This window comes from Klebsiella indica (genome assembly GCF_005860775.1).
In the GTDB taxonomy this organism is placed as follows: Bacteria; Pseudomonadota; Gammaproteobacteria; order Enterobacterales; family Enterobacteriaceae; genus Klebsiella; species Klebsiella indica.
The window spans coordinates 203,138-224,905 of record NZ_VCHQ01000024.1 but is presented as its reverse complement, the minus strand read 5'-3'; the positions used below and the strand labels follow the sequence as shown (position 1 = coordinate 224,905).

At 54.3% G+C, this 21,768-nt stretch carries 20 protein-coding genes; 7 read left to right on the top strand and 13 right to left on the bottom strand.

The features are described from left to right. Positions 1-112 precede the first annotated feature (112 nt). From nadC to hofC, 4 genes are all read left to right on the top strand, one after another. A complete protein-coding gene (nadC, locus tag FE839_RS17075; protein WP_138361974.1) occupies positions 113-1,006 on the top strand; it encodes a carboxylating nicotinate-nucleotide diphosphorylase in 894 nt (297 codons plus the stop codon). 183 nt (positions 1,007-1,189) lie between these two features. Further along, positions 1,190-1,621: a prepilin peptidase-dependent pilin gene (gene ppdD / locus FE839_RS17070; protein ID WP_138361973.1), complete on the top strand. Its 432-nt coding sequence runs from the start codon at positions 1,190-1,192 to the stop codon at positions 1,619-1,621. Positions 1,622-1,631: 10 nt separating this feature from the next. Then, complete coding sequence (gene gspE, locus FE839_RS17065; RefSeq protein WP_138361972.1) at positions 1,632-3,017, top strand: type II secretion system protein GspE; 1,386 nt, start codon at positions 1,632-1,634, stop codon at positions 3,015-3,017. Further along, positions 3,007-4,212 (top strand): protein transport protein HofC, encoded by a 1,206-nt coding sequence (gene hofC, locus FE839_RS17060; protein ID WP_138361971.1) that lies wholly within the window; start codon positions 3,007-3,009, stop codon positions 4,210-4,212. The genes gspE and hofC overlap by 11 nt, the downstream gene beginning before the upstream one ends. A gap of 29 nt (positions 4,213-4,241) precedes the next feature. Here hofC and FE839_RS17055 read toward each other — a convergent pair whose 3' ends face one another. Next, positions 4,242-5,285: a GMP reductase gene (locus FE839_RS17055; RefSeq protein WP_138361970.1), complete on the bottom strand. Its 1,044-nt coding sequence runs from the start codon at positions 5,283-5,285 to the stop codon at positions 4,242-4,244. A 345-nt stretch (positions 5,286-5,630) separates the two neighbouring features. On the opposite strand from FE839_RS17055, the gene coaE reads away from it, so the two are divergent. Genes coaE through yacG form a run of 3 tightly spaced genes read left to right on the top strand, consistent with a single transcriptional unit; the run spans position 5,631 to position 7,204 of the window. Continuing rightward, the gene (gene coaE / locus FE839_RS17050) at positions 5,631-6,254 is read left to right on the top strand and encodes a dephospho-CoA kinase (RefSeq protein ID WP_138361969.1); all 624 of its coding nucleotides are present in this window, start codon (positions 5,631-5,633) and stop codon (positions 6,252-6,254) included. Then, positions 6,254-6,997 carry a cell division protein ZapD gene (zapD, locus tag FE839_RS17045; RefSeq protein WP_138361968.1) on the top strand — a complete coding sequence of 248 codons (744 nt, stop codon included), beginning with the start codon at positions 6,254-6,256 and terminating at the stop codon, positions 6,995-6,997. Before coaE ends, zapD begins: the two co-directional genes overlap by 1 nt. A 12-nt stretch (positions 6,998-7,009) precedes the next feature. Further along, positions 7,010-7,204, top strand: coding sequence for a DNA gyrase inhibitor YacG (gene yacG, locus FE839_RS17040; RefSeq protein WP_138361967.1), 195 nt, complete (start codon positions 7,010-7,012; stop codon positions 7,202-7,204). A 54-nt stretch (positions 7,205-7,258) separates the two neighbouring features. On the opposite strand, the gene mutT is transcribed toward yacG, so the two are convergent. From mutT to murD, 12 genes are all read right to left on the bottom strand, one after another. Further along, on the bottom strand, positions 7,259-7,660 hold the full coding sequence (gene mutT / locus FE839_RS17035; RefSeq protein WP_138361966.1) for an 8-oxo-dGTP diphosphatase MutT: 402 nt from the start codon (positions 7,658-7,660) through the stop codon (positions 7,259-7,261). 60 nt (positions 7,661-7,720) lie between these two features. Then, positions 7,721-10,426, bottom strand: coding sequence for a preprotein translocase subunit SecA (secA, locus tag FE839_RS17030; protein WP_138361965.1), 2,706 nt, complete (start codon positions 10,424-10,426; stop codon positions 7,721-7,723). A gap of 60 nt (positions 10,427-10,486) precedes the next feature. Next, complete coding sequence (gene secM / locus FE839_RS17025) at positions 10,487-10,996, bottom strand: secA translation cis-regulator SecM (protein ID WP_206665978.1); 510 nt, start codon at positions 10,994-10,996, stop codon at positions 10,487-10,489. A gap of 245 nt (positions 10,997-11,241) precedes the next feature. Further along, positions 11,242-12,159 (bottom strand): UDP-3-O-acyl-N-acetylglucosamine deacetylase, encoded by a 918-nt coding sequence (gene lpxC / locus FE839_RS17020; protein ID WP_138361963.1) that lies wholly within the window; start codon positions 12,157-12,159, stop codon positions 11,242-11,244. Positions 12,160-12,269: 110 nt separating this feature from the next. Then, positions 12,270-13,421: a cell division protein FtsZ gene (gene ftsZ / locus FE839_RS17015; RefSeq protein WP_138361962.1), complete on the bottom strand. Its 1,152-nt coding sequence runs from the start codon at positions 13,419-13,421 to the stop codon at positions 12,270-12,272. Between the two features lie 188 nt (positions 13,422-13,609). Next, positions 13,610-14,866 (bottom strand): cell division protein FtsA, encoded by a 1,257-nt coding sequence (gene ftsA, locus FE839_RS17010; protein ID WP_138361961.1) that lies wholly within the window; start codon positions 14,864-14,866, stop codon positions 13,610-13,612. Then, positions 14,863-15,696, bottom strand: coding sequence for a cell division protein FtsQ (ftsQ, locus tag FE839_RS17005; RefSeq protein ID WP_138361960.1), 834 nt, complete (start codon positions 15,694-15,696; stop codon positions 14,863-14,865). Before ftsQ ends, ftsA begins: the two co-directional genes overlap by 4 nt. 1 nt (position 15,697) lies before the next feature. Further along, positions 15,698-16,618, bottom strand: a complete 921-nt coding sequence (locus FE839_RS17000; protein ID WP_138361959.1) for a D-alanine--D-alanine ligase — start codon at positions 16,616-16,618, stop codon at positions 15,698-15,700. Beyond that, positions 16,611-18,086, bottom strand: a complete 1,476-nt coding sequence (gene murC, locus FE839_RS16995; protein WP_138361958.1) for a UDP-N-acetylmuramate--L-alanine ligase — start codon at positions 18,084-18,086, stop codon at positions 16,611-16,613. The genes FE839_RS17000 and murC overlap by 8 nt, the downstream gene beginning before the upstream one ends. A gap of 47 nt (positions 18,087-18,133) precedes the next feature. Beyond that, positions 18,134-19,204 carry an undecaprenyldiphospho-muramoylpentapeptide beta-N-acetylglucosaminyltransferase gene (gene murG / locus FE839_RS16990; protein WP_138361957.1) on the bottom strand — a complete coding sequence of 357 codons (1,071 nt, stop codon included), beginning with the start codon at positions 19,202-19,204 and terminating at the stop codon, positions 18,134-18,136. Continuing rightward, positions 19,201-20,451 (bottom strand): cell division protein FtsW, encoded by a 1,251-nt coding sequence (ftsW, locus tag FE839_RS16985; RefSeq protein WP_138361956.1) that lies wholly within the window; start codon positions 20,449-20,451, stop codon positions 19,201-19,203. Before ftsW ends, murG begins: the two co-directional genes overlap by 4 nt. After that, complete coding sequence (gene murD, locus FE839_RS16980) at positions 20,451-21,767, bottom strand: UDP-N-acetylmuramoyl-L-alanine--D-glutamate ligase (protein ID WP_138361955.1); 1,317 nt, start codon at positions 21,765-21,767, stop codon at positions 20,451-20,453. Before murD ends, ftsW begins: the two co-directional genes overlap by 1 nt. Between the last annotated feature and the right edge of the window lies 1 nt (position 21,768).

Below are 21,768 nucleotides of genomic sequence, written 5' to 3'. Positions count from 1 at the left end.
GCTAAAGCCCCGGCGCTGAAACAGCCTGCAAAATGAAGTGGATGTGGTACGGAAACGTTGTTCAGGTTAGCATGTTTCCTACTTCTGAATCTTATCTATCTGGAGCTTTATCATGTCGCCTCGTCGCTACAATCCCGACCTCCGCCGTGACGCGCTGCTGGAACGTATTAATCTTGATATTACCGATGCCGTCGCCCAATCCCTGCGGGAAGATCTGGGCGGTGAAGTGGATGCGAACAATGACATCAGCGCCCAATTGTTGCCGCAAGAGGCGCGTTCCCATGCAGTGGTGATCACCCGTGAGGATGGCGTATTTTGCGGTAAGCGCTGGGTAGAAGAAGTGTTTATTCAACTGGCGGGAGATGACGTCAACCTCACGTGGCATATTGCCGACGGCGACGTGGTGAAGGCAAATCAGCAGTTATTCGAACTGGAAGGCCCCTCACGAATCCTGCTCACCGGAGAGCGTACCGCGCTTAATTTCGTACAGACGCTATCCGGCGTGGCGAGCGAAGTCCGTCGCTATGTTGATCTGCTGGCAGGTACGAAAACCCAACTGCTTGATACGCGTAAAACGCTACCCGGCCTGCGCACGGCGCTGAAGTACGCGGTCTTATGCGGCGGCGGCACCAATCATCGTCTGGGCCTGTCCGATGCTTTCCTGATTAAAGAGAACCACATTATCGCTTCCGGCTCGGTACGGCAGGCGGTAGAAAAGGCGTTCTGGCTGCATCCGGATGTCCCGGTCGAAGTTGAAGTCGAAACGCTTGATGAACTAGAGGAAGCACTGAAAGCCGGTGCCGACATCATTATGCTCGACAATTTCACTACCGACCTGATGCGTGAAGCGGTTAAACGCACTCATGGGCAGGCTGCGCTGGAAGTATCCGGTAATGTCACCTTTGATACCATCCGCGAATTCGCCGAGACCGGCGTCGATTACATCTCCGTAGGCGCGCTGACCAAACACGTTCACGCTCTCGACCTCTCTATGCGTTTCCGCTAACCGCCCTTCCCCGGCAGATGCGTCATGCCGGGGCTCTCTTTTACGAGCCGATTCGCATCCCTGTAGCCATTCAGTGCAATCGGCTGAAAAAGCCAGGGATCCGGCTTCACAGCCGACAATCCCCTGCTCGCATCATCTTCTGCTGCCCGGCACAGTGCTCCCGAAGATAACAAGGAGCAACATATGGACAAACAACGCGGCTTTACGCTAATCGAACTGATGGTGGTTATCGGGATCATCGCCATTCTCAGCGCTATCGGCATTCCCGCTTATCAGAACTACCTGCGAAAAGCGGCCCTCACCGACATGCTACAAACCTTCGTGCCTTTTCGCACCGCGATTGAGCTATGCGCGCTGGAGCACGGCGGATTAACCACCTGTGATGGCGGCAGCAACGGGATCCCGGAGCCCGCAACCACCCGCTATATTTCAGCGATGAATGTAGCCACAGGCGTTGTAACGCTCACCGGTCAGGAAAGCCTCAATGGTTTAAGCGTCACCATGACCCCGGGCTGGGATAACGCCAGCGGCATCACCGGCTGGCAGCGCGTATGTAGCATTTCCGGAGACAGCGCGCTTAAGCAGGCCTGCGAAGACGTGTTCCGTTTTAATTGAGGGCCATACCGTGAACACTGAACAATTAACCCCTCTCTGCCAACGCTACCAGGCGCTGCTACTCGACAGCGATGATTCCACCATGACTATCGCCGTCGTTGATGCGCCAGCACCGGAGTTGATGGAAGCATTACGTTTCTCTACCCGGAAACGGATCGACATCGAGTGCTGGAGCCAGGAGCAGATGGACAAGCGGCTACAGGCTCCGGGAACAGCGCTGGCCTCACTCCACAGCGAAACGTCAGTCAATGTAATTGACCAGGTTAATCACATTCTGGAGCAAGCGCTACGCCAACGCGCATCCGATATCCATATTGAACCCAGTGAAAATCACCTGAGAATTCGTCTACGTGTCGATGGCGTCCTTCAACCGCTGGTGCCGCTTGCTCCGGAGCTCGCCGCTCCCGTCACCGCCCGGCTTAAGGTGCTCGGCAATCTGGACATTGCCGAACACCGCATACCACAGGACGGCCAGTTTACGCTGACACTGGCAGATCGCCCGATCTCTTTCCGTATCGCCACACTACCCTGTCGCGGTGGGGAAAAAATCGTTCTTCGCTTATTGCACCAGGTCAAACAAGCTCTGGATATTGAGGCGTTGGGGCTCTCATCTCAGCAGCTTGCTCTCTTCCATTCGGCGCTTAATCAGCCGCAGGGGCTTTTGCTGGTCACCGGCCCGACGGGAAGCGGAAAAACCGTCACTTTATATAGTGCGCTACAGGTGCGAAATCGTGATGAAGTCAACATCTGCAGCGTAGAGGATCCGCTGGAGATCCCGATTTTGGGCATGAATCAAACGCAGATTAACCCAAAGGCCGGTTTGACCTTCCATAGCGTGCTGCGCGCCCTGCTACGTCAGGATCCTGATATCATCATGGTCGGTGAAATACGCGACGCGGAAACCGCTGAAATAGCCATAAAAGCGGCACAAACCGGGCACCTGGTTCTCTCCACTCTGCACACCAATTCGACCAGCGAAACCCTGCTCCGCCTGCAGCAAATGGGCGTTGCGCGCTGGATGATCTCATCTGCGCTGTCACTGGTTATTGCTCAACGTCTGGTACGCAAACTGTGTCCACACTGTCGTCGGGAAACCGACAGCGTAACCGAGATACCGCACAATCTCTGGCCACGGGCGCTTCCGCGTTGGGAAACCCCGGGTTGCCAGCACTGCTATCACGGTTACTATGGTCGCCTGGCGCTATTTGAACTTTTACCCGTCAATAGTGCGCTACGCCAGGCGATTACTCAGGGCTTTAGCGCCACGGAGATTGAGTCCCTGGCACGAGGCGCCGGAATGATAACGCTCTTTGAAAGCGGGTGTCTGGCCGTGGAGCAAGGAATGACCACATCGGAAGAAGTGATTCGCGTTTTAGGGCTCCCCCATGGCGACTAAACGACTCTGGCGCTGGCGCGGTATCAACCTTCAGGGCATCCCCTGCCAGGGAACACTCTGGCGTGATAATCGCTCGCAGGCAGTGCAAATGTTACAGCAGGAACGCATCATCCCGCTTTCGCTACGCCGCTGCAGCGTCCAAAACAGCCTCTGGCATCCCCGCCACAGCGGCGAAATCATCCGCCAGTTAGCCACGCTGCTGCAGGCTGGCCTCCCTCTGTCGGAAGGGCTGGAATTGCTGGCACAACAGCAACCTCAAGCACAATGGCAGGCGCTTCTGCAAACGCTGGCGGAGGATCTGGCGCAAGGCGTTTCGCTTTCCAGCTCGCTGGAAAAATGGCCAGAAGTATTCCCCCCACTGTATCTGGCCATGATCCGTACCGGTGAACTGACCGGTAAACTGGAACGTTGCTGCACCCAGTTGGCACAGCAGCAGCGAGAGCAGTTACTTCTTACCGAGAAAGTGAAAAAAGCGCTACGCTATCCGGGCATTATTTTATCCCTGGCGCTACTGGTGATTATGGGAATGCTGTACTTCGTTTTGCCAGAATTTGCCGCTATTTATCAGACTTTTAATACTCCGCTGCCGCTACTGACCCGTGCGGTCATGCGCGCTGGCGCAGGGCTAACCCACTCCTGGCCGTTGCTCGTTGCATCAGGCATTTTACCGATCGTTCTCAACAGGGTCATTCGCCAGAGACCAGACTGGTTGCTCCGCCGTCAAAAACTGCTGCACTCACTCCCGGTATTTGGAAAATTGCTATCCGGGCAACGACTTAGCCAAATTTTTACCGTACTCGCCTTAACGCAAAGCGCAGGTATTAGCTTTTTACAAGGCCTGCAAAGCGTAGAGGAAACCTTAAGCTGCCCGCTGTGGCGACAAAGGCTACAGCAGGCCTGCCTGCACATTACTCACGGCGATCCCATCTGGCAGGCGCTCACCCGCAGCGGAGGTTTTACACCGCTTTGTCTGCAACTGATTCGTACCGGTGAAGCCTCGGGATCGCTGGATACCATGCTGGAGAATCTGGCTCGCCATCACAGTGAGCAGACACATCAGCAGGCAGATAACCTGGCAACCATACTGGAACCCGTCTTACTGATCGTCACCGGAACGCTTGTCGGCTTACTGGTAGTGGCAATGTATTTACCCATTTTTCATCTCGGCGACGCCATTAGCGGGATGGGGGGATAGCGCTGGCGCCCACGCGCCAGCGCGCAGTATCACAGTGTGTTAAACACGCGATTCTCTTGTTCCTGTACGCGAATGAAAGTCGTGCGTTTGGTTAGCTCTTTGAGGCGTGATGCGCCAACGTAAGTGCAGGCGGAGCGCAAACCGCCAAGTATGTCGCGCACGGTGTTATCCACCGGGCCGCGCAGAGGCAGCTTAACGGTCTTGCCTTCCGCCGCACGGTACCCGGCGACACCGCCAACGTGACGTGTCATCGCCGACTCTGAGCTCATACCGTAGAACAGCATGAATTTTTCGCCATTCTCTTCGACTACAGCGCCACCACTTTCTTCATGGCCCGCCAGCATACCGCCAAGCATAACGAAATCCGCGCCGCCACCGAACGCTTTAGCCACATCCCCAGGCATAGTACAGCCACCGTCGCTGATGATCTGTCCTCCCAGACCATGCGCCGCATCCGCACATTCAATCACGGCGGAAAGCTGCGGATATCCCACGCCGGTTTTCACGCGAGTCGTACATACCGAACCGGGACCAATCCCTACTTTCACAATATCAGCGCCAGAAAGAATCAACTCTTCACACATTTCACCGGTGACAACGTTACCTGCGATAATGGTTTTTTGTGGCCAGGCTTCGCGGGCTTTGGCGACAAACTGCACAAAATGCTCCGAATAACCATTCGCAACATCAATACACACAAAGTTAATCTGTGGGCTCTGCGTCAGAATCTGTTCCGTTTTGGCAAAGTCCGCATCGGAAGTACCGGTAGAAACCATCACGTAGCGTAGTACATCTGCAGATACGCTTTGTACAAACGCCTGCCATTGTTCAGCGCTGTAATGCTTGTGTACCGCAGTCAGAACGCCAAAAGCGGCAAGGGCTTTCGCCATAGCAAAGGTGCCGACGGTGTCCATATTGGCCGCGATAATCGGCACGCCGGACCAGGTCTGATCTGAATGTATGAAAGTGAATTCACGTTCCAGCTGTACGTCAGAACGGCTTTTGAGGGTAGAGCGTTTCGGGCGGATAAGAACGTCTTTAAAACCAAGCTTCAAATCTTCTTCAATACGCATGAGCGAATTCCTGGGGTTAATTGCATTATTGTGAGAGCACAACTCCAGTAACGTTATCATACGCATGAATCATAGCCGCGCAAGACTGCGATTTTCGCTTTTTTTACGCTACAATTGTATAAATTTACCTGGTGAATAGCCAAAGCGAATACGCGGTAGCGACTCGCCAGCGAATTATCTTTAACCATTTGATTTACATGCACCCAAAAATCAGAATGCGTGGTGACAACAGTTTGTCGGTTTGATATCACATCGATAAAATCACTGCCGCAGAGTCGTTGTGCTGTAAATAACGGTCCTGTTTATTAAACAATATGCATGTAGTCAGTTTCAGGATTGAGGTGTATGACCTACACAGTGGCGTTAACAGGCGGAATCGGCAGTGGTAAAAGTACCGTAGCCGACGCATTTGCACGCCTCGGAGTTAACGTTATTGATGCAGACATCATCGCGCGCCAGGTTGTCGAGCCCGGCACGCCGGCGCTCGACGCAATTGCTGAACGCTTCGGCCCGCAGATACTCAACAACGAAGATGGCACTCTGAACCGTCGCGTTCTGCGTGAACGCATCTTTGCCCACGTCGAGGATAAGCGCTGGCTGAATGCACTGCTGCACCCGCAAATTCAACGGGAAACGCATCGGCAGATGCAACTTGCCACCTCGCCTTATCTTCTCTGGGTTGTGCCGTTACTGGTCGAAAATCGTTTGTCCGCCAAAGCCGATCGCGTGCTGGTTGTCGATGTGCCGCAAGAGACGCAAATAGAGCGCACGATGCTTCGCGACCGGGTAAGCCGCCAACATGCGGAACATATTCTTGCCGCACAGGCAACGCGCGAACAGCGCCTTGCCGTTGCGGATGATGTTATTGAAAATATGGGCTCACCTGATGCCATCGCTTCGGATGTTGCCCGCCTGCATGCAAAGTATCAACTGCTGGCATCGCAGGGCGTCTCACAGGAAAAAACGTAATGCATACCGCTGTTCTGTTTGAACATCCGCTTAATGAAAAAATGCGCACCTGGCTACGTATTGAATTTTTGCTACAGCAACTGTCCGTATATCCGGCCATTACCAGCCATGCGGATGCGCTGCATTTTTTCCGCAATATCGGCGATCTTTTAGATGTTTTTGAGCGCGGTGAAGTCCGTACCGATCTGCTGAAAGAGCTTGAGCGCCAGCAGCGCAAGCTGCAATCGTGGGCGGAAGTTCCAGGGGTTGATCAGGATCGTATCGACACGCTTCGCCAGCAACTGAAACAATCGGGCAGCACATTAATGTCCGCCCCGCGTATCGGCCAATATCTGCGAGAAGATCGCCTGATTGGGCTGGTGCGCCAGCGCCTAAGTATTCCGGGCGGCTGCTGTAACTTTGATCTCCCGACGCTGCATCTCTGGTTGCATATACCGCAGGAACATCGGGATGAGCAGGTCTCGACATGGCTGACCAGCCTTGACCCTCTATCGCAATCGCTGACGCTTATTCTCGATCTGATTCGCAACTCAGCCACATTCCGCAAGCAAACCAGCCTGAATGGCTTTTATCAGGATAACAGTGAGGATGCCGATCTGCTGCGCCTGCGTCTGGACCTTGCCAGCCAGCTCTATCCACAAATTTCAGGCCATAAGAGCCGTTTTGCCATTCGTTTTTTACCGCAGGACAGCGAACACGGCATCATCCCGCAGCGGTTTGATTTTGAACTGGCCTGCTGTTAAGGAGTCAAGAACATGTCAGAAGAGATAACCGTCAACTGCCCGACCTGCGGCAAACTTGTGGTCTGGAACGAACTGAGCCGCCACCGTCCGTTTTGTTCCAGACGCTGCCAGCTTATTGATTTAGGCGAATGGGCTGCGGAAGAAAAACGCATCCCAAGCAGCAGCGACCTGTCCGACAGCGACGGCTGGAGCGAAAAGGAAGCGTAAGTTCATCAAAGGCGGATACGCGTTGCGCAGCCGCCACAATTCACCAAAGTTACCTTATTCTGCCTGAACCTGCTGAACTAACTTCGCAATCACGGATGCATTTGCTGGAGGGAAATCGGCGGCAGTCAGCGCACGCTGTGCGATCCAGCGCCCCGGTTGCCCTTCTTTGCCCCACGGCTCGCCTTCCCACTCCTCCACCAGCCAAAACCACAGCGTAATATGACGGTCAGGAAACTGATGTTGCAGTTGCTCAAACAGGCGGGATGATTTTACCGTAATTCCCACTTCTTCCTGCAGTTCGCGAACCAAAGCCTGCTCAGCCGACTCACCCGTTTCTATTTTTCCACCGGGGAATTCGAGTTTATTCGCCATATGCGCGTCGGCAGCCCGCTGGGTAATAAAGATCTCCCCTTGCGAATTACGGATAATGCCCACTGAAATTTGCAGATTTTTCATTGTACTTATTCCATAAAAAAGGCGCAGATATCTGCGCCTTTATACTCAATTTTATCAAGCTTAGCTCAGACGTCCATGGCACTGTTTATATTTTTTGCCGGAACCGCATGGGCAAGGATCGTTACGCCCTACTTTACGATCGCCGGTTTGCCCGGCCAGCGCTGCGGCAGCGGCGGCGTCATCATCCTGATGGCTCAGGCGTTGCATCTGCGCCAGACGCTCGGCTTCTTCGCGACGCTGCTGTTCCATCGCTTCAACCTCTTCCGGCATCCGCACCTGAACTTTACTCAGCGTACTGATCACTTCATATTTCAGCGACTCCAGCATCGAAGCAAACATGGAAAAAGATTCACGCTTATACTCCTGCTTCGGATCTTTCTGCGCATAACCGCGCAGATGGATACCCTGACGCAAGTAGTCCATTGCGGCCAGGTGCTCTTTCCACAACGAGTCCAGAGTCTGCAGCATGACGCCTTTTTCGAAATGACGCATCATCTCAGCGCCAACCACTTCTTCCTTACTATGATAAGTTTCGATGGCGCTCTGCAAAATACGCTCGCGAAGAGTTTCTTCGTGCAGCTCTGGCTCTTTATCCAGCCACTCTTTGATCGGTAGATCAAGATCGAAGTCATTTTTCAGACGTTCCTGCAAACCTTCGACATCCCACATCTCTTCCAGCGACTGAGGAGGAATATGCGCATCAATGGTCACTTTGAACACGTCTTCACGAATACTGTTAATCGTTTCGCTAACATCAGTCACATCAAGCAGTTCATTACGCTGGGTATAAATAGCGCGGCGCTGGTCGTTGGCCACGTCATCATATTCCAGCAGTTGCTTACGAATATCAAAGTTGCGGCTTTCAACTTTGCGCTGGGCATTGGCGATCGCCTTGGTCACCCACGGGTGCTCAATCGCCTCACCAGGCTTCATACCCAGTTTACGCATCATGCCGGACACGCGGTCAGAAGCGAAGATACGCATCAGGGCATCTTCCATCGACAGATAGAAACGGGAAGAACCGGGATCCCCCTGACGACCAGAACGACCACGCAACTGGTTATCGATACGACGAGACTCATGGCGCTCAGTACCGATAATATGCAGACCGCCAGCAGCCAGAACCGCATCGTGACGTACCTGCCAGTCGGCTTTGATCTGCGCGATCTGTTCCGGGGTCGGGTCTTCCAGTTGGGCGACTTCAGCCTGCCAGCTCCCCCCCAGCATAATGTCCGTACCACGACCAGCCATGTTAGTCGCAATGGTCACCGCGGACGGATAACCAGCCTGAGCAACGATATCCGCTTCGCTGGCGTGGAACTTCGCGTTCAGCACGTTGTGCTTGATACCCGCTTTAGTCAATTGATGAGAGACCACTTCCGATTTTTCGATAGAAATAGTCCCCACCAGAACCGGCTGACCCGCAGCGGTACGCTCTTTAATATCTTCAATAATGGCCTGAATTTTTTCCGCTTCGGTCATATAGACCAGATCCGCCATATCTTTACGAATCATCGGACGGTTGGTCGGTACCACCACGGTATCCAGCTTGTAAATCGAGCTAAACTCAAACGCTTCGGTATCCGCAGTACCGGTCATCCCCGCCAGCTTCTCATACAAGCGGAAATAGTTCTGGAAAGTAATTGATGCCAGCGTCTGGTTCTCGTTCTGGATTTCAACGCCCTCTTTCGCTTCTACGGCCTGATGTAGCCCATCAGACCAGCGGCGCCCCTGCATGGTACGGCCGGTATGTTCATCGACGATAATAACTTCACCCTCTTTCACGATATAATCAACATCGCGGGTGAACAGCGCATGCGCACGCAGCGCAGCGGTAACATGGTGCATCAGCATAATGTTAGCTGGCGAATACAAAGACTCACCTTCGTCCATAATACCTTCCTGCACCAGCAGTTCTTCAATCAATACCAGACCGCGTTCCGTCAGGTTAACCTGGCGCGCTTTCTCATCAACCGAGAAATGCCCCTCGCCGGTAAAAGTGTCGGAGTCTTCTTTCTCCTGACGCACCAGATGCGGAATAATTTTGTTCACTTTCTTATACATTTCGGAGCTGTCTTCAGCCGGGCCGGAAATGATAAGCGGAGTACGCGCTTCATCGATCAGGATGGAGTCGACCTCATCCACCAGCGCATAGTGCAGTTTGCGCTGCACGCGCTCTTCAGGACTGAACGCCATATTGTCGCGCAGATAGTCAAAACCATATTCGTTGTTGGTACCATAAGTGATATCGGCGGCGTAGGCTTCACGTTTAGCCGGTGCAGGCAAGCCGGACATGTTAATGCCTACGGTCATACCGAGGAATTCAAACAGCGGGCGGTTGTTCTCCGCGTCGCGCTGCGCCAGGTAGTCGTTGACGGTTACGACGTGAACGCCTTTGCCCGTCAGCGCATTAAGATATGCAGGCAGGGTTGCGGTCAGGGTTTTACCTTCCCCTGTACGCATTTCGGCAATGCAGCGATCGTTAAGTACCATGCCGCCCAGTAACTGGACATCGAAATGGCGCATACCAAAGACGCGTTTGCTGGCTTCACGAACAACCGCAAACGCTTCAGGGATCAGACTTTCCAGGCTTTCGCCCTTTTCCAGACGCGCACGAAACTCAGCGGTTTTCCCTTTCAACTCGTCATCAGAGAGCTTCTCCATGGCCGGTTCCATGGCATTGATAACGTTGACAGTTTTGCGCATACGACGCAGCGTACGGTCGTTACGGCTACCGAACACTTTAGTTAATAACTTGATTAGCATAATAAAATCTCAAACGCCCCGCGATGCGGAGTCACAAAAATGGAATGGTTTATTTTTGGTTTAGCTGAGACGTTGAGGCCCGGCGCGAATACCAGCAACCTGGCTAATCCAGGTACTGACGCGAAATGCGCAGTGGGAATAAGATGGGTTATACGCCACCGGGTGAACAACGGCTGGCGGTTTGCTCTCCTGGGTTAACAGGGCGCTAAGCGTATCAAGCAGAGCCAGATGCTGGGCCTGGAGCGGCGAAGACTCTTCGGCTACTGGCAGCGTTTGCGGCGCCATCGCGAAAGAGAGATGACGAATGACCGTGCGAATCGCGTGCTGATGCCAGTAATCAACGGCAAAATTGGGCCGACGGCTGGAAGACTCCAGCAGCGCCAGCTGAGAGAAATTAACTTTAGCAGGATTATGGTTGCTGGAGGTCGTCTTTGCAGGCGATGCGCTTTCATGCTCATGACCGTTGCTAAGCGCAGGCAAACCGAGACTTGCCGCGACCATTCCTAACAGGAGATGCGGCCAGAAATATCGTCTGCCAAACTGTCGCCAGCGCGTCAGCAATCCACTCACTTGCATTACCTTTTGTTTATCGCAACCCAGAGAAAATTTTTGCGTTCAAATACTAACATTAATACGCCTTCACAGCAGCATGAATGAGGCGCCACATAAGGTAAAAACGTTTAAAAAAGGAACAAACGCGCAATAAATACGGATGAGAAATCGAAGCGGGAAACAAATATATCAAAAGAAAACGACTGGCTTCCTGGCCGGAGAGAGTACCAGGTCACCAGTCGCATTTAGCATGGACTGACTTATTACGCCAGAACCATAGTCGGCGCTCGAAACGCCAGCGGCATTTCTGCTTCGTCCTCGAAGGTCACATATTCCCAGGCTTCCTGTTTGGCCAGAACAGCCTGCAGCAATTTGTTATTTAACGCGTGACCGGATTTGTACGCCGTAAACGCGCCGATAATATTGTGCCCGCACATAAACAGATCGCCAATCGCATCCAGCATTTTGTGGCGGACAAACTCATCTTCAAAACGCAGCCCGTCTTCGTTCAAGACGCGATAATCGTCAACAACGATGGCACAATCGAAACTACCGCCCAGGCACAGACCGCGGGACTGCAGATATTCGATATCGCGCATGAAGCCAAAAGTACGTGCACGGCTAATCTGGCGCATGAACGCATCAGCCGAGAAGTTCATCGCATAGCGCTGGTTGCTGGAATCAATCGCCGGATGGTTAAAATCAATGGTGAAGTCCAGTGAAAAACCATTGTACGGTTTGAATTCAGCCCATTTATCGCCATCTTCAACGCGAACCGTCTCTTTGATACGCACAAATTTCTTCGCGCTGTTTAGCTCATCAATGCCGGCATCCAGCAGCAGATAAACGAACGGCGCTGCACTACCGTCCATAATCGGGACTTCCGGCGCATCGACTTCAATAATAATGTTGTCGATACCTAAGCCTGCCAGCGCGGCATTAAGGTGCTCGACCGTCGATATCCGTACGTCATGCTCGTTTACCAGGCAAGTACAGAGCATGGTATCACGCACAGATTTGGCATCGGCCGGGAAATCAACCGGGGGATTCAAGTCAGTGCGACGATAGATGACCCCGGTATTTGCCGGCGCAGGGCGCAACGTCAGGGTGACTTTCTTGCCGGTATGCAAACCGACGCCAGTCGCCTGAACGATACGTTTAAGTGTCCTTTGTTTGATCATCGTATAATCTCGCCAGGTTACCTATTCAACCGATAGTGTACAATACATTTAGCACATTCGGCAGAGCAGTTTAGCATAAAGAGCACAGATGCCCAACTTCCGGCCAATTCTTAATCGGCTTGCTTGCGCAGGAAGGCTGGGATATCCAGATAATCCGGCTCTTTAGCGGTTTGCGGCGTATTGTCGTTAACCACTTTAGCGACCGATTTCTGCTCTTGCGTCAATGGAGACATACCGTGCTGCTGGTAGCGATCCATTACCGGCTGCTGAACCTGCTTGTTGGTTACCAGGGTAATCTCCGGACGTTTATCCATACCGATACCGGTTGCCACAACGGTCACGCGCAGTTCGTCGTTCATATCCGGGTCCAGAGAGGTACCGATAACCACGGTCGCGTTATCCGACGCAAATGCGCGGATAGTGTTACCCACGGTTTCGAACTCATCCAGACGCAGGTCGAAGCCCGCAGTGATGTTGACCAGTACGCCGCGCGCGCCGGACAGATCGATATCTTCCAGCAGCGGAGAAGAGATTGCCATTTCCGCCGCTTCTTCCGCACGGTCTTCACCGCTCGCCACGCCGGAGCCCATCATTGCGTAGCCCATTTCAGACATCACGGTACGCACATCCGCAAAGTCAACGTTCATTAAGCCTGGGCGGGTAATCAGTTCTGCGATACCCTGCACCGCGCCTTTCAGCACGTCGTTTGCCGCGCCAAAGGCGTCGAGCAACGAAATGCCGCGGCCCAGGACTTTCAGCAGTTTGTCGTTCGGGATGGTAATCAGCGAATCGACATGTTTGGACAGCTCGGTAATACCCTGTTCAGCGAATGCCATGCGCTTCTTGCCTTCGAAATTGAAAGGCTTAGTCACGACAGCAACGGTCAGGATCCCCAAATCCTTTGCCACTTCAGCCACCACTGGCGCGGCGCCGGTGCCGGTGCCGCCGCCCATACCGGCGGCGATAAACACCATATCTGCGCCTTCAAGCGCATCACGCAGCGCTTCACGGTCTTCATCAGCGGCGTTACGACCGACTTCCGGGTTTGCGCCTGCGCCAAGACCTTTGGTAATACCGCTACCGATCTGGATTGTCTGGCCAACAGCCGTTTTACGCAACGCCTGCGCATCGGTGTTCACCGCGAAAAATTCGACACCCTCAATGCGCTCGCGCACCATGTGCTCAACGGCGTTGCCGCCGCCGCCACCGACGCCGATGACTTTAATCACCGCGTCGTTGGTTAATTCCATAGGTTCAAACATAATTTCTCTCTCCGTTTTACACTTCGCTCTTCAGGCCGCCTCTTTGTTAGCGCCTTCGTTCCTTCCCGGTCGCTTACCCATATAAGCGCCCGGAAACTCACGTCGTTGCCGACTCGATGCGACATAAATGGCTTTGTGTATTGTGCCTGTCGCCTGAGAACGCTAATTTTCTGCGTTCTCTTAAAAAATTAAAACTCTTTTCGCAACCAACTGTTGAGCCGCTTGATCCACGACCCGACCGTCACGCGTTTTTCCACTTCAGCTTCACCACTGAGATGAGATTCCTTCCCGTAGTGCAGCAGCCCAACCGCCGTTGAGTAATACGGCTCCTGGGCATAATCCGTTAATCCGGTGATGTTCAGCGGCGCCCCAATTCGTACCTGCGTATGGAACACGCGCTGCGCACAGGCGGCAAGGCCTTCGATTTGCGCCGCGCCGCCGGTTAATACAATTCCTGCCGCCAGGTGGTGCTTAACACCTTGTTGACGGAGTTGCTCCTGCAACTGCAGAATCTCTTCATTGACAAGGTTGAGCAATTCGGTATAACGCGGCTCAATCACCTCGGCCAGGGTCTGACGCTGCAGGCTACGCGGCGGACGCCCGCCAACGCTCGGAACTTCGACGTTTTCATCTTTACCGACAATGGAGCCCAGCGCGCAGCCGTGACGCACCTTAATGGCTTCCGCGTCGCTCGGCGGCGTTCCGAAGGCGTAAGCGATATCGCTGGTCACCACATTGCCCGCATACGGGATCACTTTGGTATGACGCAGCGCGCCACCGGTGTATACGGCGATGTCCATTGTACCACCGCCGATATCCACCACGCAGACCCCCAGTTCACGCTCGTCCTCCGTTAATACGGAATAGCTGGAGGCTAACCCGGCGAAAATGAGCTGATCGACTTTCAGGCCGCAGCGTTCCACCGCTTTGACAATATTTTTCGCCATATCGTTATGGCAGGTAATCAAATGCACCTTCGCCTGCATACGCACGCCAGAGAGCCCGACGGGATTTTTAATCCCCTCCTGGTAATCAATCGCGTACTCTTGCGGAATCACGTGCAGAACGCGATGCTCATCACGTACACGCACCGATTTCGCGGTGTGTACCACATTCTCGACGTCATCCTGCGTCACTTCTTCTTCCGAAATCGGCACCATACCAATTTCATTTTGACAACTGATATGCTTGCCGGAAAGCGCCAGATAGACTGACGAAATCTGGCAATCCGCCATCAGTTCAGCCTGGTCAATGGCGCGCTGTACGCATTTCACCACGGATTCCAGGTCGTTCACTCCGCCTTTATCCATACCACGCGATGGGCAACTGCCCACGCCAATGATATTAATCATACCGTCGGGCAGAACTTCCCCTACTAAAGCGGCCACCTTCGCGGTGCCGATCTCCAGTCCAACTACCAGTTTTCTGTCCGTCGCCTTGATCATTGTTGTTCTGCCTGTGCCTGATTCTGTTGTTGATTACTCTCTTCCACGGGAACCGGTGCCCAACCGACTGCTGCCCCCGAGTCATAACGCAAATCAACGTAGCTTATCCGTTTGCCGTCGGTCTGCGCCTGCTGCTGAAGAACCGGGTAGAGTTCTATAAAGCGCTGAAGCCGTTTCATGGTATCGCCCCGACCAAGGTTGAGCTTAATATCGTTATTCAGCGTCAACTGCCAGGAACGACGCGCGGTCATCGCCGCCACTTTCACCGTAAATTTATCTTTTGCCAGCGCCTGCCCCATCTCGCGGTATCCCTGCAGAACTTCGTTCTCACTGCCTTCGGGACCGTATAACATCGGTAAATTCTGTTTGCCGATGCGCTCGGCAGGCACGCTGAAAGAATTCCCGTCCGCATCGACCATATGCTGATCATTCCAGCGCGCAAACGGCACATATTCAACCAGATGAATCTTCAATTCGTCCGGCCACTGCTTTCTGACGCTCGCCTGCTTAATCCACGGCAGACGCTCAATCTGGCTTTGAATAATATTGACATCCTGAGTCATAAAGGTGCCCGGAGGCCCTAACGCAAGAATCGCCTGACGGATATCATCGTTGCGCGTATAGTGGCGCTCGCCGGTGACCACCATTTTCGACAGCGGTAAACGCTGTGCATCTTCCATCCAGCCCAGAACCATCCATCCGCTGACCAGCACGGTACACAGGACCACCAGCAGGAAGAAGATACCTGCCAGACGAGTTCCATTGCTTCGACGCGAAGAGATCCCTTCGTCCTCTTCGTGGTTCCGCGTATTCAGCGCAGCCTGCGACATATCACCCCGCCAGGTCCAAAATTCGAACAACAAGCTGCGAGAAGCTCATCCCTGCCTGGCGCGCCGCCATTGGCACCAGACTATGGCTGGTCATGCCAGGAGATGTGTTTGCTTCCAGCAGATAAAACTGACCATCGCTGTCCATCATCACGTCAATTCGCCCCCATCCGCGACAGCCAAAACTATCCCAGGCTTTTTGCGCCAGCGTCTTGATTTCGGACTCGCGGGCAGGATCTTCAAGACCAGGACAGAAATATTGTGTCTCATCAGAAAGATACTTCGCCTCATAATCATAGAAGGTTCCAGCCGCCAGGATACGTATTGACGGTAAAATGTCTTCTCCAAGGATAGCGACGGTAAATTCAGGCCCACTGAGCCATTTTTCAATTAAAACTTCGTCATCGTGCTGAAAAGCCAGCGTCAATGCGGCTTGCAATGCACAACTTTCACTCACTATCGACATACCAACGCTTGAGCCTTCCCGGCTGGGTTTAACAACCAGCGGCAGACCAAGCGCCGAAATTTGCTGTTCAACTTCAGGGGACAGCCCTGCATTAAATTGTTTTCCCGTCACGGTCACCCATGGCGCAACGGGTAAGCCAGCCCCCTGCCACAGCAATTTGCTGCGCAACTTATCCATTGAAATCGCCGAGGCCATCACGCCACTACCGGTATAAGGCAGTTGAATCAATTCCAGCAGCCCCTGCAATGTCCCATCTTCACCACCACGACCATGCAGCGCAATAAACGCTTTCTGAAATCCCATATTTTTCAATTGGGTAATATCAACATCGCGCGGATCGACAGGATACGCATCAACGCCAGCATCACGCAAAGCGGCCAGCACAGCCGAGCCTGACTTGAGCGAAACATCACGTTCAGCCGAAGTCCCACCAAAGAGAACGGCGATTCTATCAGCCATGGCGCTCCTCCGGCGTTTTCTGCGGTTGCAATTTAATTTCAGCCAGATGGCGGGCGATTTTACCGATATTTCCCGCGCCCTGAACCAGCACCAGATCGTTGCCGGTCAATACGGAAGCCAGCATTTCCGCCGCCTGGTTCGGATCTGAAACCAGAATCGGATCCACTTTCCCGCGCCCGCGAATCGTGCGGCACAGCGAACGGCTATCCGCACCTGGGATAGCGGCTTCTCCGGCTGGATAGACATCCAGCATCAGCAAAGCATCAACCTGAGTTAGCACGTTGGCGAAATCGTCGTACAGATCGCGCGTACGGGTAAAACGGTGCGGCTGAAACAGCATCACCAGATGTTTATCCGGCCAGCCCGCGCGTGCCGCTTTAATGGTAGCGTCAACTTCCGTCGGATGATGGCCATAATCATCAATCAGCATGGCGGTGCCATCTTTACCGTTCACCGCAGCTAACGGATATTCGCCAAGGAAATCAAAACGACGTCCGGTTCCCTGGAAGTTTTCCAGCGCATGCAGGATGGCGACATCGTCAATGCCCTCTTCCGTCGCAACGGCAACCGCCGCAGCCGCGTTCAGTGCGTTATGACGCCCCGGTGCGTTCAGCGTCACCTGGATAACGTCTCTGTCCTGGCGCACCAGACGGAAATGCCCCTGAGCGCCGATCTGGCGATAATCTTCAACGCGCACATCAGCATCATCGCTGAATCCGTAGGTCGTGATCTGGCGACCAACGCGCGGCAGCAGTTCACGGATAACCGGATCGTCCACGCACATCACCGCGCGTCCGTAGAACGGCAGATTGTGCAGGAAGTTAATAAACGTCTGCTTCAGATTTTCGAAGTCGCCGTGGTAAGTATCCATATGATCGGCTTCGATATTCGTCACGATAGCGACCATCGGCTGCAAATGCAGGAACGAAGCGTCGCTCTCATCCGCTTCAGCGATCAGATAACGGCTATTCCCCAGGCGCGCATGCACGCCCGCGGCTTTCACCAGTCCGCCGTTAACAAAGGTGGGATCAAGCCCCGCCTCTGCATAAATGCTCGATACCATCGCCGTCGTCGTGGTTTTTCCGTGCGTCCCGGCAATGGCAATACCGTGACGAAAACGCATCAATTCCGCCAGCATCTCGGCGCGACGAATCACCGGAATACGCGCTTCATGAGCAGCGACAATTTCCGGGTTATCCGCAGAAATCGCGCTGGAAACAACAACCACGCTCGCATCGCGCACGTTCTCAGGGCGATGGTTGAAATAAATCGTGGCGCCAAGCCGGGTCAACTGCTGGGTTACCGGGTTCGGCGCCAGATCGGAGCCGCTAATCTGATAACCTTCGTTAGCCAGAACTTCGGCAATACCGCCCATGCCGGCACCACCAATGCCAACAAAGTGAATGTGCCGGACGCGACGCATCTCGGGCACGATGGAACGGAGTTTTGCCAGATCTTGTGTATTCATTCTTTACGCCATCAACTTCTTTATTCGGACGGTGATATTCACCGCGATTAGCGCGCCAGTGCTGCGGCGCTCACTTCTTCTGCTACCCGCTCGGTAGCGTCCGGAATCGAGGCTCTACGCGCTCGCTCCGCCATATCCAGCAGCGTTTCCCGATCCCAACTGGCCAGGATCCGGGCGACGGCATCCACGGTAAACTGCGGTTGTTCAAGGATCTTTGCTGCGCCCGCTTTCTCCAGCGGCAGTGCATTCCAGTACTGCTGACGATCTTTGTGCTGAAAAGGCACAAACAGCGCCGGTAACCCCGCGGCGGCAATTTCACTCACCGTCAACGCGCCGGAACGACACACAACAACATCGGCCCAGGCATAAGCTGCCGCCATGTCATCAATAAATTCGGTCACTTTATGCTGCGGCTGGCCGGCATCGGCATATGCCTGCTGCACGGTTTCCTCGCCACCTTTGCCGCTCTGGTGCCAGATGGTCACGGCAGATCCCAGCTTCGCCGCCACCTGCGGCATCGTCTGGTTGAGCACGCGCGCGCCCTGCGAACCGCCTATCACTAATACGCGCGTCGGCCCTTGACGCCCGATCAAGCGCAGCTCCGGCAGCGGCAGCGCCAGCACATCCGTGCGCACCGGGTTACCGACGACATCGGCATGGGGAAAAGCGCCGGGAAACGCCTGCATCACCTTTTTGGCAATTTTCGCCAGCCATTTATTGGTCAACCCGGCAATACCGTTTTGCTCATGCAGCACAACCGGGATCCCCAACGACCATGCAGCCAGACCGCCAGGCCCGGAAACATATCCGCCCATGCCCAGCACCACATCCGGCTTAAAACGCTGCATAATCGCCCGAGCCTGGCGCCAGGCGTTGAAAATACGGAGCGGCGCCAGCAGTAGCGCTTTCAGACCTTTGCCTCGCAGACCAGAAATCTGAATAAAATCAATGTCAATACCGTGCTTCGGCACTAAATCCGCTTCCATACGATCCGCGGTACCCAGCCAGCGAACGTGCCAGCCCTGGTCCATTAAATGGTGCGCAACGGCCAGTCCCGGGAACACATGCCCGCCGGTACCGCCCGCCATCACCATTAACCGCTTTTCCTGACCGCTCATCTCACACCCCGTGTAAACGCCTGGGCTTTTTCCAGACGCGTTTCATAATCAATACGTAACAACAACATGATGGCCGTCGACATAATCAACAAACTCGAACCACCGTAGCTAATCAGCGGTAACGTCAGACCTTTGGTCGGCAACATACCCGCCGCCGCGCCGACATTAACCAGCGCCTGAAAGCTAAACCAGATGCCAATGGCGCAGGCCAGAAAACCGGAGAAACGATGGTCGATTTCCAGCGCTTTACGCCCAATGGACATGGCGCGAAAAGCGACGAAGAATACCATTAAAAGCGCAAGAACCACACCGATATAACCGAGTTCTTCACCGATAATGGCGAAGATGAAATCGGTATGCGCTTCAGGCAAATACTCCAGTTTCTGTACTGAGTTGCCGAGGCCCTGCCCCCACATCTCACCACGACCAAAAGCCATCAGCGACTGAGTTAACTGGTAACCGCTGCCGAACGGATCTTCCCACGGATTCCAGAAAGAGGTGACACGGCGAATACGATACGGCTCGGCGAGGATCAGCAGCACCACTGCAGAAATGCCCATACCAATAATCGCGATAAACTGCCACAGCTTGGCGCCCGCAAGAAACAGCATGGCCAGAGTGGTCACAAACAGCACGACGACTGTACCGAGATCGGGCTGCGCCAGCAGCAAAATCGCCAGCACAAAAATCACGCCCATCGGCTTGAGGAAGCCGCGCAGATTATTACGAACTTCATCAGCCTTACGCACCAGGTAGTTGGCGATGTAGCAGAACAGTGACAGCTTGGTAAACTCCGCAGGCTGAATACGTAACGGCCCCAGTGCAATCCAGCGCGACGCGCCGTTAACCGAGCTGCCGACCACTAAAACGATCAACAGCATCACGATAGAGGCGATCAGCATCGCGGTACTGTAGCGCTGCCAAAACTCCATTGGCAGGCGCAGCGTCACCATCGCCAGCCCCAACGCCAGCAGAATGTATAAACCATCACGTTTGGCAAACAGAAACGGATCGTTGGCCAGACGCTGTCCTACCGGCATCGAGGCCGAGGTCACCATAATGAAACCGATTGCCGCCAGGCCAAAGGTCAGCCACAGCAGCACGCGATCGTACATCACCAGGCTATCGCTGTCCTTCGGACGCGAACCCATCACCCACCCTTTCAGCGCGGCGAACAGCCAGGCGAAAATAGACATTCCCGGCAGTCTCAGTCGCGGTATTTTCAGGCGCGGGAGTGATAAACGCATCAGCCTAACTCCTTCGCCAGACGGGCAAAAACATCGCCGCGTTGTTCAAAGTTCTTAAACTGATCGAGGCTGGCGCACGCCGGCGACAGCAGCACCATATCGCCGGCAACGACCTGAGGAGCGATCAGGCGCATTGCCTGTTCCATGGTTTCCGTCTGCACAGCAACCTCCGGGCGCAGCGCCGCCAGCTGCGCGCCATCGCGGCCAAAGCAGTACAGCCGGATATTTTCCCCTGTCAGATAGCGGCTTAACGGAGTGAAATCGGCGGATTTCCCATCGCCCCCCAGCAACAGATACAGCGTGCCATCGATATGCAGGCCATTGAGCGCCGCTTCGGTACTGCCGACGTTAGTGGCTTTGGAATCATTGATCCAGCGCACGCCGTTATGTTCCAGCGCCAGTTGAAAGCGATGCGCCAGCCCGGTAAATGTGGTCAACGCTTTCAGGCTGCTGGCGCGCGGCAGGCCTGCGGCATCGGCCAGCGCTAATGCCGCCAGGGCATTGCTGTAATTGTGTTGACCGCTAATTTTCATCTCTTTAACGTTGAGTACTTTCTCACCTTTTACGCGCAGCCAGGTTTCTCCCTGCTGGCGGTTCAGATGATAATCGCCAACGTCAACGCCGAAGCTGATGCAGCGCTCATCAGCGCCGCGTACCGGCATGGTTAAGGCATCATCAGCATTAACGATGCAGGCCCGGGCATGCTCATAAATGCCCAACTTAGCGGCACGGTACTGCTGCAGCCCCAACGGATAGCGGTCCATATGATCTTCGGTAACGTTGAGGATCGTCGCCGCTACCGCCCGCAGACTGAAGGTGGTTTCCAGTTGGAAACTGGAAAGTTCCAGTACATACAGTTCACGTTCAGGGGCCAACAGCATCAGCGCAGGGAGACCAATATTGCCCCCTACACCGACATTGACGCCCGCCGCTTTCGCCATTTCGCCGACCAGAGTGGTCACGGTACTTTTGCCATTAGAGCCGGTAATCGCGACGATTGGCGCCTGCGCCTCACGGCAGAACAGTTCGATATCGCCGACGATCTCCACCCCAGCATCTGCCGCAGCACTCAGGGAAGGATGCGCCAGCGCGATGCCAGGGCTGGCGACAATCAGGTCCGCCGCCAGCAGCCAGTCATCGTTCAGACCGCCGACATAGCGCTCAACGGCTTCCGGCAGTTTATCCAGCCCGGCAGGCGCGACACGGGTATCCATTACCCGCGGCGTCACGCCGCGAGACATGAAAAAGTCCACGCACGACAGGCCGGTCATGCCCAGCCCAATAATGACGACTTTTTTACCCTGATAATCTGCCATG

Excerpts from the sequence above, each read along its gene's own strand:
- FE839_RS17000 (WP_138361959.1), bottom strand. The coding sequence starts at position 16,618 with ATGGCTGATAGAATCGCCGTTCTCTTTGGTGGGACTTCGGCTGAACGT.
- murC (WP_138361958.1), bottom strand. The coding sequence starts at position 18,086 with ATGAATACACAAGATCTGGCAAAACTCCGTTCCATCGTGCCCGAGATG.
- ftsQ (WP_138361960.1), bottom strand. The coding sequence starts at position 15,696 with ATGTCGCAGGCTGCGCTGAATACGCGGAACCACGAAGAGGACGAAGGG.
- yacG (WP_138361967.1), top strand. The coding sequence starts at position 7,010 with ATGTCAGAAGAGATAACCGTCAACTGCCCGACCTGCGGCAAACTTGTG.
- coaE (WP_138361969.1), top strand. The coding sequence starts at position 5,631 with ATGACCTACACAGTGGCGTTAACAGGCGGAATCGGCAGTGGTAAAAGT.
- ftsZ (WP_138361962.1), bottom strand. The coding sequence starts at position 13,421 with ATGTTTGAACCTATGGAATTAACCAACGACGCGGTGATTAAAGTCATC.
- nadC (WP_138361974.1), top strand. The coding sequence starts at position 113 with ATGTCGCCTCGTCGCTACAATCCCGACCTCCGCCGTGACGCGCTGCTG.
- mutT (WP_138361966.1), bottom strand. The coding sequence starts at position 7,660 with ATGAAAAATCTGCAAATTTCAGTGGGCATTATCCGTAATTCGCAAGGG.
- hofC (WP_138361971.1), top strand. The coding sequence starts at position 3,007 with ATGGCGACTAAACGACTCTGGCGCTGGCGCGGTATCAACCTTCAGGGC.
- lpxC (WP_138361963.1), bottom strand. The coding sequence starts at position 12,159 with ATGATCAAACAAAGGACACTTAAACGTATCGTTCAGGCGACTGGCGTC.
- ftsW (WP_138361956.1), bottom strand. The coding sequence starts at position 20,451 with ATGCGTTTATCACTCCCGCGCCTGAAAATACCGCGACTGAGACTGCCG.
- FE839_RS17055 (WP_138361970.1), bottom strand. The coding sequence starts at position 5,285 with ATGCGTATTGAAGAAGATTTGAAGCTTGGTTTTAAAGACGTTCTTATC.
- murD (WP_138361955.1), bottom strand. The coding sequence starts at position 21,767 with ATGGCAGATTATCAGGGTAAAAAAGTCGTCATTATTGGGCTGGGCATG.
- secA (WP_138361965.1), bottom strand. The coding sequence starts at position 10,426 with ATGCTAATCAAGTTATTAACTAAAGTGTTCGGTAGCCGTAACGACCGT.
- ftsA (WP_138361961.1), bottom strand. The coding sequence starts at position 14,866 with ATGATCAAGGCGACGGACAGAAAACTGGTAGTTGGACTGGAGATCGGC.
- murG (WP_138361957.1), bottom strand. The coding sequence starts at position 19,204 with ATGAGCGGTCAGGAAAAGCGGTTAATGGTGATGGCGGGCGGTACCGGC.
- ppdD (WP_138361973.1), top strand. The coding sequence starts at position 1,190 with ATGGACAAACAACGCGGCTTTACGCTAATCGAACTGATGGTGGTTATC.
- zapD (WP_138361968.1), top strand. The coding sequence starts at position 6,254 with ATGCATACCGCTGTTCTGTTTGAACATCCGCTTAATGAAAAAATGCGC.